The following is an 11,098-nucleotide window of genomic DNA, read 5'->3' on the forward strand; positions in this document are numbered from 1 at the left end:
TCAGGCTCCCTGCTGTCCGGCGGCAGCGGCAAGCGTGCGGGTCAGCAGACGGAGATCTCCCCGCAGATCAGCAATCCCCTGCGCCCGCTCACGCTCGCCTTCAGCCGCCATGCGCGACAGAAGCTGCTCCACGACGCGCATGTGCTCCCGGATCGCACGCAACTCATCCGTATCCTTCCGCAGCCCGGCCAGAGCACCGATATGCGTGTCCAGTCTGGACAGAAGCTCCATCTGCTGCATCCGCTGTGCCTCACCCGCACGGAGAAGCACCTGAAGCCCCTCCATATTTTCAGCCGTCTGCTCCAGAAGCGCCTGAACATAAGCCGGGACGCCGGCCTCTCCATCCGCCACAGGCGCGGCAACGGAAGACAGACGCGTGAAGCTGACGAGCCACTCTTCCAGCTCATTGAAAAATCTGTTCTGTGCCTGCCCGGCCAGAAGATCGAGAAATCCGACAACCAGTGCTCCGGCCAGACCGAAGAGCGAGCCGGAAAAGGCCGTTCCCATGCCGTGCAGCGGCTTTGCCAGACCGGATTTGAGCTGCCCGAACATCGCATTCAGATCGCTGTCACCCACGGACATCCCGGCAATCACATCCGCAATCGCAGAAACCGTCAGCAGCAGACCGTAAAATGTTCCGAGCAGACCAAGAAAAATCAGCAGACTCGTCAGATAGCGCGAAATCTCACGCCCCTCGCCAAGCCGTCCGGAAATCGAATCGAGAATCGACTGCAGGGCTGGAGTGGACAGCGTCACGCGGCTGCCTTCCCGCCGCGGGGTCAGTGCCTGGCTTAAGGCGGACAGCATTTTCGGCGGCGGAGCACGCAGAAGGCTCTCCCTGTCATGCTGCACAGTCTCCACCCACGCCACCTCCGGACGCAGCCGCAGGACCAGAAGCAGCGTCCAGCCGATACCGACAGCTAGGGTGAAAAGAATGAACCCGTCCAGCAGCGGATTATTGAAAAACGCCGCCGCCAGCGGCTTGCGAAGCAGCCCGGCCACACAGAGAACCGCAACGAGAAAAGCGATCATCCGGAACAGAAATGTGGTCGGGCGCGTCATGACAGTCGGGTCTCCGGAAGGCTGGAAGCCTCACGGTATCGTGTCAGAGCGCCTCAGGTCTACCCGGTCATCCGGTACATTGCGGATTTCATCATCCGGCGGCCCCTTTACCCGGACATAGATTCGAGTGGACGGAATCCCCGCATTCATCAGCACGGCTCGGACGGCAAGACCTCTGGCCAGCGCCTTGCGCCTCGGGCGCGAAGGGTCGTTCGGCGCACCGCTGCCGCAGGCATCCACAAGCGCACGCGTGTCCGGCTGGTCCCTGAGAATTTTGACAAAGGCCAGAATCGCAGTCCGCATCTCCTCATTCAGATCGGAACTGTCCTCTCCGAACACGAGACGGACGCCTCCGGGAACCGGAGCCGAGCTGCCCTTTGCATCCTTCACCACCGGCGGGTCCGCAGGCATGGGGAACGGATGCAGATCAACCGGCATTTCAGGCGGGGTCAGCACGGGGACGGGCGGCGGCGCGGGAGGAATGGTCGCGGCCGGCGGCGGACGGCGGGCCGGAGCAGGCTGCGGGGCAGCCGGAGCGGAAACAGCCGCGGCCAGGGCATTATGTCCGGCAGAAGCCGGTTTGCCCTGTGCCCTGCCCTGCGGCTTTACGGCTACCCTGCGGGTCTGAGTCTGATGTGGCTTCTGCGCCTTTTTATCCTCAGGCTTTTTCTGTGCCTGAGGAAGCGCATCCAGAGCGGATTCATCCGCCCGCACCTGCGCCGATGCCGTCCCGGTCGCGGCGGCAAGGCAGAACCCGGCCAGCAGAACGCAGGACATTCCGACAGGATATCCCCGGACCCGCCGGGACAGAGATGGTTTCAGCCACATCGGCACAGCCTCCCAAAGACGATATCCGGCATCACGGACAGCTCTCGTCTGTCCGCAGGTGTCAGGCTCCGGATTTCAGACTGTCCGCGACAATTGCCTGAAGCCGCGCGTGCAGTTTCGTGTTGCCCGCGACAATGGAAACATCGTCCGGCAGATCATTGAGCTCGGTCCCGTCCGGAGCAGTGCAGTACCCTCCGGCCTCACGCACGATCAGCACCCCGGCCGCACAGTCCCAGGGCTTAAGACCAAACTCCCAGTAGCCCTCGTAACGTCCCGCCGCGACCCAAGCGAGATCCAGGGCCGCAGACCCGAAACGACGCACGCCTGCCACCTGCGGCATCAGAGCATTGAGCACATGGCTGAACTGCTCACGCTTGCGGGCCGACACTTTCGCGAAGGGAACGCCGGTCGCGAACAGGGCCTCGTGCATCTCGCGCCGGGCGGACACGCGCAGGCGACGCTCGTTGAGGAACGCCCCCGTGCCTTTCTCGGCCCAGAACATCTCACCCGCGGCAGGGTTATAGACCACGCCCGCCGCCAGTTCGATCGAACCGTCCGGATTGCGCCGCTGCAGACCGATGGAAATGGCCCAGTGCGGCAGACCGTGCAGAAAATTCGTCGTCCCGTCGAGCGGATCGACAATCCAGCGCCAGGACCAGTTCTCGGAGCCGGAGGCACCGGACTCCTCCATCAGGAACGCATAACCCGGGCGAGCGCGCTCCAGCTCTTCCCGCAGAGTCTGCTCGGCCCGCAGATCAGCCTGGGAGACAAAGTCACCCGGCCCCTTGATGCTGACCTGCAGCTGCTCGACCTCGTTGAAGTCACGCAGAAGACGGCGCACGGCTTTCTGCGCGGCGTTCTGCATAACGGTCATAACGGGGGAAAGACGCATAGCCACAGGGCGGACTCCGGCGGAGAGGAAATGACAGGAACATCAGGGCGGCACGCGAAGGTGCCGCCCGACCGGATATGGAAAATCCGGCTCTGGAAAAAGCAGATCAGTCTTTCGCACGCTCGACATAGGTCGAGTCATCCGTGCGGACCACGATACGCTCACCGGCCTCGATGAAGGGCGGAACCATCGTCTTCACGCCGTTGGAGAGCTTCGCGGGCTTGTAGGACGAGCTGGCGGTCTGCCCCTTCACGACCGGATCGGCCTCCGCAACCTCAAGCGTGACATGCGGCGGCAGGGTCACGGCCACCGGATCGCCCTCCACGAGGTTCACGTTCAGGACCATGTTGTCTTGCAGGAACGGCGTCTGATCTCCGAGAAGCCCGATCGGCAGCAGGAACTGCTCGAACGTCTCCGGATCCATCAGGACCAGGGTCTCTCCGTCCATATAGGAATAGTTGTATTCCCTGTCTTCCGTCATCAGCCGCTCGACGGTATCGGCGGTGCGCCAGCGCTCGTTGGTCTTGTTGCCCGTCTTCAGGTCGCGCATCTCGACCTGAATGAACGCACCGCCCTTGCCGGGGGTGATGATCTGCTGCTTGAGGACGGTCCAGCGACGGCCGTCATGTTCAATGACCTGGCCGGCACGGATCAGGTTCGCCTGCTGTTTCATAAAAACGTCCTGGAACTGGATATGCCGCCTGGCAGAACACGAAGCTGCACGGGACGGCGGGAAAGAATACTCGGTGGCGGGCTTCTACCGCTCCGGGGCCGGATCGGCAAGGCAGGACGGCGGGAAAGAGCGCTGGCTCCCTCCTTTTCCTGCGCCCGGCTTTTGCCCGGCGGCTCTTTCTTCCGGCTCCGTGTGTGTGGTAACCCCTCGCCGGAATGACGCCGGAATGACCGGCTACGGAGCCCGACAGATGACCGCCTTGTCCCAGGCCCTTCCGCAGCAGGCCGCACTGAACAGCGCCCCGCCCGACGCAGGAGCGGGTCTGATCCTCGCCCTGCCCAAGGGACGCATCCTCAGAAGCGCCCTGCCCCTCCTGGCTCGCGCCGGTATCGTCCCGGACGAGGACTGCTTCAGCGAAAGCAGCCGTCATCTGCGGTTTTCCACGAATGACCCCTCGCTTGATGTCGTGCGCGCACGCTCCTTCGATGTCGCCACTTTTGTGGCGTTCGGCGGCGCACAGATCGGAATCTGCGGTGCGGACGTGCTGATGGAATTCGACTATCCCGATCTCTACGCCCCGCTTGATCTCGGAATCGGCGGATGCCGCGTGGCCGTCGCACGGCCCGTGCATGATGAGGGCGCGGACGATCTCTCCCGCCTGTCGGAAGTCCGGGTCGCCTCGAAATATCCTGCCATCACCAGACGTCACTTCGCCGCCAAAGGCATCAACGCGGATGTGGTGCACCTCAACGGCGCGATGGAACTGGCACCGAATCTGGGCCTGTCCCGCCTTATCGTCGATCTGGTCGATACCGGCTCCACGCTGAAAGCCAACGGCCTGTGCGAGGTCGAGACCATCGCGCATGTCACCAGCCGCCTCGTGGTCAACCGCACGGCTCTCAAAACGCGCCCCGAAGTGATCGGCGCACTTATCGAACGCTTCCGCGCCGCCATCGGCACGGTCTGACAGGACAGCAAGGTTTCCCGCATATGAAATGGCTGAATACACAGGACGCGGCGTTCGCAGCGGAATTCGCTGCCCTGACAGACGAGCGGCAGACGGAAAGCGCCCGGGTGGATGCACCCGTCGCGGAGATTCTGGCGACCGTGCGCCGCAGCGGCGATGCCGCCCTGTGTGAGTATACAGCCCGGTTCGATCATATGGAGCTGACAGCCGGACAGCTGCGGATCACTGCGGAAGAAGTGGACGCAGCCTGCGCGGAGGTGTCCGGAGAGCTGCTCGCCGCCGTCGATCTGGCTGCCAGCCGGATTGAGGCATTTCACAAGGCCCAGCTTCCGGAGGATTTCCGCTTTACCGACCAGGACGGTCTGACCCTGGGCCAGAGATGGACACCGCTGGATGCCGCCGGACTCTATGTGCCGGGCGGAAAGGCCGCATATCCCTCCTCCGTGCTCATGAACGCCATCCCGGCACGGGTCGCCGGCGTGAAACGCCTCGCGATGTGCGTGCCGACGCCGCACGGCACGCTCAACCCGCTGGTCCTTGCCGCGGCACGGCGAGCCGGTGTGACGGAAATCTATCGCGTCGGCGGTGCACAGGCCATCGGCGCCATGGCCTACGGCACGCAAAGCATTGCACCGGTGGACCGGATCGTCGGGCCTGGTAACGCATGGGTGGCGGAAGCCAAGCGGCAGGTCTTCGGGCGGGTCGGAATCGACAGCATCGCAGGACCGTCCGAAGTGGTCGTACTGGCGGACGGACAGAACGATCCGCGCCTGACGGCACTCGATCTTCTGGCTCAGGCCGAACATGACGAGCTGGCCCAGTCCATCCTGATCACCACGGACGAAGCCTTCGCAAGCCGCGTATTCGATGCGGTGGATGCGGAACTGACACGCCTGTCCCGCGCCTCCATCGCCGGAGCAAGCTGGCGGGATTTCGGCGGCATCATCATTGTCCGCAGCTGGGACGAGGCTGCAGCCCTGGTTGATCAGATCGCACCGGAACATCTGGAACTGATGCTGGACAACCCGGAAGAGGTGTTCGCAAAAATCAGCCACGCAGGTGCGGCATTCCTCGGCCGTTTCTGTCCTGAAGCTGTAGGTGACTATGTCGGCGGGCCAAATCACGTGCTCCCGACCTCCCGCACGGCCAGATTCTCTTCCGGGCTTTCGGTCTATGATTTCATGAAGCGGACAACCTTCATCGCAGGCGGCCCCGAAGCCCTCCGTCGTGTCGGCCCGGCAGGTGCAGCCATCGCCCGTGCCGAAGGGCTGGAAGCCCACGCACTGAGCATCTCAGCCCGACTCGATATGATCGACGGACAGAACAACTGATAGAGAGCACCTCTCCGGAAAGTCGCGTCCCGCAGCCGGACGCGGTCCTGCCTGCGTCTGCCGGCAAAATAATTACAGGAGCCGGAAGAACGCTCCGCCTCCTTATGGCAGGCCTGAGCGCAGCAGACATATCCGGATCGATATAAAAATTATACATATAAAACAGAGTATTACATACAATCCGGCAGCCACACTCCGGTCCCGCCTCAGGGTCCGGGTCTCCCGGTCCGCCTGAGACGCGCATCTCCGTCTGAGAGGGAAAACTTGACCTCGGGCCTCAGTCTCATCACATATGCCCGCTCATAACCGCCAGAGAGGCCACAGAATGAACGAAGGATCCCATGTCTAAGGAAGACATGATTGAATTCACCGGCACGGTTACGGAACTGCTGCCGAATGCCATGTTTCGCGTGAAGCTCGATAACGAGCACATGATTCTGGCACATACCAGCGGCAAGATGCGCAAGAACCGTATCCGCGTGCTGGCCGGAGACCGCGTCAGCGTCGAGATGACGCCCTATGACCTGACCAAAGGTCGCATCACCTTCCGCTTCAAGTAAGACCAGCCGGTCCGGATGACAGAAACACCGCTGCTCGTGCTGGCCTCGGCGTCGCCCAGGCGGCGGGATCTGCTCGCACAGATCGGTCTGGTCCCGGACCGGACAGACCAGCCCGATATTGACGAGACCCCGCAGCCCGGCGAACTGCCGCGTCCCTATGCCACACGCTTGGCACAGGAAAAAGCCGCTCTCGTGGCAGGACGGACGGCGGAACCGGCGCTGATTCTGGCAGCCGATACGGTCGTAGCACTTGGCCGCCGGATTCTGCCCAAGGCGGAAACCAGAGAAACGGCGCGGGACTGTCTCGCTAAACTGTCCGGACGACGGCATACCGTCATCACAAGCGTCGCTCTCTGTCCTTCTCCGGCCTGGACCGAAGGACGTGCGACGTTGCGAACGGTTGAGACCGCCGTAGCGTTCTCACGCATGACAGACCGTCAGATCGATACACTGCTGGATGCAGGGGACTGGCAGGGCAAGGCAGGAGGCTATGCACTGCAGGGTCATGCTGCTTCCTTCATTCGTCTCGTGCTCGGCAGCCCGTCCGCCGTGATCGGCCTGCCCCTGTTCGAAACCGCACAGCTTCTGCGCGGTCAGAAAAGAGGCTGCACGGAACACTGGATTTCCTGAAGGAAAAAACCGCATGACTTCCCCTCCGGTGATACGGGTTGCCTGCTCCCCCGGCGAGGCCCGTGTGGCCGTGACACGGGAAGAGGTGCTGCTGGAGTTCGCCCTGTGGCGGCCTGCCGCTCCTGACGGCACGGACGAGATTCACCTCGGGCGGGTGACAGCCCGACGGCCGGAACTTGGCGGTGCATTCGTCACGCTTGCCGGACACGAGCCGGGTTTTCTGCCGGACCAGGAGGGGAAAACCGCCCTGCAGGAAGGTGCGGTCGTAACCGTGCGGATCGTCCGGCCCGCTCTGGGCGGCAAGGGACCACGGTTGAAACCGGCAGAGCACCCGGCAGACACCAGCCAGGCCCCGCGCCTTCTGGTCCCGGCTCCCTCCCCGGTCGAGCGCCTGGCAGCACGCTATCCCGACAGCCCGATCCTGATCGATAATCCCGGATTTGCCGCCCGGCTGCCATCCGCACTGAACAGACGCATACAGATCGTGACGTCCGCATTCACGGAACAGACAGCCGACGCTGCAGAAGCCCTGACCCGTCCTGAAGTTTTGCTGCCAGGCGGTATGACCGCGACAATCACGCCCACACCGGCACTGGTGGCAGTGGATATGGACAGTGGCACTGCCCTGGGTGGTCGGGACAGCAAGCAGCGGGCGCAATACGCTGCCAATCTCCACGCTCTGCCGGACCTTCTGGCGCAGATCCGCCTCCGGGAACTGTCCGGTGCCATTCTGATCGATCCGGCCGGGCTGGCCGTCCGCAAGAGGCTGGCATTACGGGAACCTGTCGAGGCGCTTCTGAAAAATGATCCCGCCGGACCACGTCTGCTCGGCGTATCTGCCCTTGGTTTTCTGGAGGTCGTCCGGCCAAGGCGCCGGGCACCGCTGCACGAACTGCTCGACAGCCCGCATGGCAGGGCACTGGACGCGCTCAGATGCGCGGTGCGCCAGCACCGGCCCGGTGACAGCAGGGAACTTCGCTGCGGAACGGCCCTGTTCCGGGCTCTGGGAAACGATCCGGAAGCTCTGCGCGAAGCCGTCTCCGGATGCGATGGACGACTGAGGATGCGCGTTGATCTGTCTTTGAATCTTTCAGCCTGGGAGCTTCATGATGCCTGAACATCATCCCGTCTGTCCCGTCTGCGGCAGGGAGACCGATCCGACCTGTCGTCCGTTCTGCTCGAAACGCTGCGCAGACATCGATCTGGGCCGCTGGTTTTCCGGCACCTACCGCATACCCGGAGAAAAAACGGAGGAGGAGGAGAGCGGGGATTAAATAAAGCCGCTCCGTAAACCTCTTTCAGGAATCTGATAAAGTTAAGGCGGCACTCTGCGGAGTGCCGCCTTTCTGAAAACGTCCTGCCCGATCCTGTTATTTCAGGACGATGGTTTTCAGAATCACATCCGTCAGGGGAAACAGGATGTTGAAGTTCCGGTCCGCCATCAGATGGCAACGGTGATGGATGGTATGAAGATACCGGACCTGCCTGATCCAAGGCAGATTCGTAAACCAGCATCCTTCCGGAGCATGCACGCAGACATGGAAGATTTCATAACAGAGATAGCTTCCCAGAACAGCAATGCAGAACAGTGCCGAAAAATTCATGCTCAGCAGCGCAAGACCATAGAAAACTCCGAGAAGAAGAAAGATAACAACGATCAGCCACGGCGGAAAGAGAATGACACGCCAGTCCTGTGCCCGGTCAAAATACATCTCGCTGTCAGAAAAGAAATTATGATGGTCGCCTGTATGTCTTTTATAAAACGGCAGAGCCATCGGATTTTTTCTGTGCCCGAAGGATTTATGGATGACATATTCACACAAATTGAAAAACAGCACCCCGGCGACGAAGCCGGTGAGATCGACAATACCGATATTCCTGATTTTCAACGCAAAATATACAAGTCCGGCGATACCGGCATCAAGGACAAAAAAACATGAAAATAGACATTATAGTATTTTGATATACCGCTTCTGTACTTCGCTCTGAACGCCTTTACATCATAGACCATTCCGCTCCCCTGCGAATTATGAATCCCCCCTGAAAATGCGCAGGAGTGATGCACGGCCATTTCAGGCCCGGACGGTCAGGGAAAATATCCGCCCGCATGTGTCGCGATAAAACACAATCCGGAAAATAATCACACGATATTATCTTGATGTTTTTTGTAAAAATAAGAAAAATATCCAAAAATTCTTATTTATTAACGCCTCCGGCATCCTTATCCGGCGTCACTTCTTCCCAGCCTCCGCCCAGTGCATTGTAAAGACGCGCCAGATCGGTCGCGACCGTCGCCTCACTGCTGGCGAGACTGACCTGTGCGCCCTGAAGCTGCTCCTGGGCATTAAGAACATTGAGATAGTTCGTCAGACCGCTTTTATACTGACTTTCAGCAAGACGGAGCGCACGTCTGTCACTTTCCTCTTCCTGCCTCAGACCCTGACGCCGCATCTGCTCCTCGTGATAGGCAATCATGGCATTATCGACATCATGCCAGGCCTGCACGACCGTCTGCTGATAGGAAATGGCCGCAGCTTTCTGCGCGCTTTTCTTCAGCTCCAGCTGCCCTCTGAGACGCCCGCCCTGAAAGATCGGCAGGGAGATCGACGGTCCGACATTCCAGGCCCGGGCATTCCAGAACCCTAGGTCACGAAACGACAGGGTCTGAAATCCGAAATCCGCGTTAATTGTCACCTTCGGATAAAAATCCGCAACAGCCTCACCCGTCTCCGCAACAGCCGCACGCAGCTTCGCTTCTGCCTCACGGATATCGGGACGACGACGGGCCAGCTCGGACGGCAGACCGACAGGCACGACCGGCGGAACCACCGGAATGCCTGCTCCTTTCTCCAGCTCCGCATTCAGGCTTCCCGGCGGCGCGCCAAGAAGCAGGGCCACGGCATTTTCTTCCTGCGCGATACCAAGCCGGAGCTGGGCAATCTGTGCATCCAGATCATGCAGACGCGCTTCCGAGGCATCCACATCCAGTTCGGTCACCAGACCGCCCTGATAGCGTTTGTGCGTCACATCGGTAATACGGCGCAGCGTCTGGTCGCTGTCCTGAAGTACGGCCAGTCTTTTCTGATCGCCGCGCAGAGTGAGATAGCTGCGCGCCATATCCGCCTGCTGCGCGATCAGGACCGAACGGCGCTCTTCCTCCGTGGCCTGCAGATCAGCCTTCGCCGCCTCATACTGATGCGCCACGCGGCCCCACAGATCGATCTCATAAGTGGCGTCGATGCTGGAGTTCCACTGATTGAGCAGCGGAACGACGGCATTATTGCCGGCCTCCTCAATGAAGCCCTTTGCCGTATCACCCATGGTCCCGGTCGTACCACGCACGATACCGCCGCCGATCCTGTGGATGGTCTCCTGCATCTGCTTGGTGCTGCGCTGCTGCCGCTGATAGGACCCGGCCGCACTCAGCCCGGGAAAGCGCTCAGCACCGGCGATCATCAGCTGGGCACGGCTTTCCGCCAGATTCGCCACGGCCAGACGAAAGGAGAGGTTCTGCGTAACGAGCCGCTCCTCAAGGGAGGACAGCTCCGGATCATTGAAGACGGTCCACCATTTCGTGGCCAGCCTCGCCTCGCTGGTCACGCTGTCAGGAGAGGTTCCATGCGCATTATGCCCGTCATAATGGGCCGGAGACCAGGGTTTCGGTGCATGATACTCAGGGCCGACATGCAGGCAGCCGGACAGCACCGTAAGAGCGCATCCTGAAAGCAGGGTGCGGATTAGAGAGGCGGCGTGCATCAGGGAACTCCCGCGATCGGACAGGTCTCGTACCGGCCGGACAATGACAGACAGATGTTCTGAAGGCAGACAGCGCATCAGTGCCCGCCCGTCCGCGGCTTCATGTTCAGATTGTTCGGAGACAGGAGAAAACAGAACGGTACGGCCGCAAGCGACAGAAAACCGATCAGAAAGAACGCCTCGTTATAGGCCAGCATGGCCACCTGCCTCGAGAATTCCCGGAACAGATGGAACCGGGCATAAGCCTCCGCCATGCCATGCGCCTCCGCAGTGCTCTGCACCTGGTTCAGATAATTCGTGTACTCCGCTCTTCCGGGTGTCAAGAGGTGGTCCCGTCTGATCGGACAGTTTTTGGGTTTGAATAAGCTATACCCGGTTGTTGTCATGCCGCCATTCTGA

13 protein-coding genes are annotated in these 11,098 nt (G+C 61.0%); 6 read left to right on the plus strand and 7 right to left on the minus strand.

Annotated elements, in window-relative coordinates; all coding sequences use genetic code 11:
• From LOC54_RS04680 to efp, 4 genes are all read right to left on the minus strand, one after another.
• Positions 1-1,062, minus strand: a complete 1,062-nt coding sequence (locus LOC54_RS04680; RefSeq protein ID WP_279312674.1) for a flagellar motor protein MotA — start codon at positions 1,060-1,062, stop codon at positions 1-3.
• A gap of 30 nt (positions 1,063-1,092) precedes the next feature.
• Complete coding sequence (locus LOC54_RS04685) at positions 1,093-1,839, minus strand: OmpA family protein (protein WP_279312675.1); 747 nt, start codon at positions 1,837-1,839, stop codon at positions 1,093-1,095.
• A gap of 112 nt (positions 1,840-1,951) precedes the next feature.
• Entirely contained in the window at positions 1,952-2,782 is an 831-nt protein-coding gene (locus tag LOC54_RS04690; protein ID WP_279312687.1) for an inositol monophosphatase family protein, read from the minus strand.
• Positions 2,783-2,888: 106 nt separating this feature from the next.
• Positions 2,889-3,455 carry an elongation factor P gene (efp, locus tag LOC54_RS04695; protein ID WP_279312676.1) on the minus strand — a complete coding sequence of 189 codons (567 nt, stop codon included), beginning with the start codon at positions 3,453-3,455 and terminating at the stop codon, positions 2,889-2,891.
• A 250-nt stretch (positions 3,456-3,705) separates the two neighbouring features.
• Between efp and hisG the strand changes: the two genes are divergently transcribed.
• The 6 genes from hisG to LOC54_RS04725 all read left to right on the plus strand — a co-directional run bounded on the left by hisG (position 3,706) and on the right by LOC54_RS04725 (position 8,217).
• Complete coding sequence (gene hisG, locus LOC54_RS04700; RefSeq protein ID WP_279312677.1) at positions 3,706-4,422, plus strand: ATP phosphoribosyltransferase; 717 nt, start codon at positions 3,706-3,708, stop codon at positions 4,420-4,422.
• Positions 4,423-4,445: 23 nt separating this feature from the next.
• Positions 4,446-5,753, plus strand: a complete 1,308-nt coding sequence (gene hisD, locus LOC54_RS04705; protein ID WP_279312678.1) for a histidinol dehydrogenase — start codon at positions 4,446-4,448, stop codon at positions 5,751-5,753.
• Between the two features lie 341 nt (positions 5,754-6,094).
• Positions 6,095-6,313 carry a translation initiation factor IF-1 gene (infA, locus tag LOC54_RS04710; protein ID WP_279312679.1) on the plus strand — a complete coding sequence of 73 codons (219 nt, stop codon included), beginning with the start codon at positions 6,095-6,097 and terminating at the stop codon, positions 6,311-6,313.
• A gap of 15 nt (positions 6,314-6,328) precedes the next feature.
• Positions 6,329-6,943, plus strand: coding sequence for a Maf family protein (locus tag LOC54_RS04715; protein WP_279312680.1), 615 nt, complete (start codon positions 6,329-6,331; stop codon positions 6,941-6,943).
• A 13-nt stretch (positions 6,944-6,956) separates the two neighbouring features.
• On the plus strand, positions 6,957-8,060 hold the full coding sequence (locus LOC54_RS04720; protein WP_279312681.1) for a ribonuclease E/G: 1,104 nt from the start codon (positions 6,957-6,959) through the stop codon (positions 8,058-8,060).
• A complete protein-coding gene (locus tag LOC54_RS04725; protein WP_279312688.1) occupies positions 8,053-8,217 on the plus strand; it encodes a DNA gyrase inhibitor YacG in 165 nt (54 codons plus the stop codon). The genes LOC54_RS04720 and LOC54_RS04725 overlap by 8 nt, the downstream gene beginning before the upstream one ends.
• 96 nt (positions 8,218-8,313) lie before the next feature.
• On the opposite strand, the gene LOC54_RS12335 is transcribed toward LOC54_RS04725, so the two are convergent.
• The 3 genes from LOC54_RS12335 to LOC54_RS04740 form a co-directional block, all read right to left on the minus strand.
• Positions 8,314-8,781, minus strand: coding sequence for a sterol desaturase family protein (locus LOC54_RS12335; RefSeq protein WP_408740291.1), 468 nt, complete (start codon positions 8,779-8,781; stop codon positions 8,314-8,316).
• A gap of 358 nt (positions 8,782-9,139) precedes the next feature.
• Positions 9,140-10,699 carry an efflux transporter outer membrane subunit gene (locus LOC54_RS04735; protein WP_408740292.1) on the minus strand — a complete coding sequence of 520 codons (1,560 nt, stop codon included), beginning with the start codon at positions 10,697-10,699 and terminating at the stop codon, positions 9,140-9,142.
• Positions 10,700-10,776: 77 nt separating this feature from the next.
• Positions 10,777-11,022, minus strand: a complete 246-nt coding sequence (locus LOC54_RS04740; protein WP_279312684.1) for a hypothetical protein — start codon at positions 11,020-11,022, stop codon at positions 10,777-10,779.
• Positions 11,023-11,098: the final 76 nt, after the last annotated feature.

Origin of the sequence: Acetobacter sp. AN02 (assembly GCF_029759835.1) — a bacterium.
Lineage (GTDB): Bacteria > Pseudomonadota > Alphaproteobacteria > Acetobacterales > Acetobacteraceae > Acetobacter.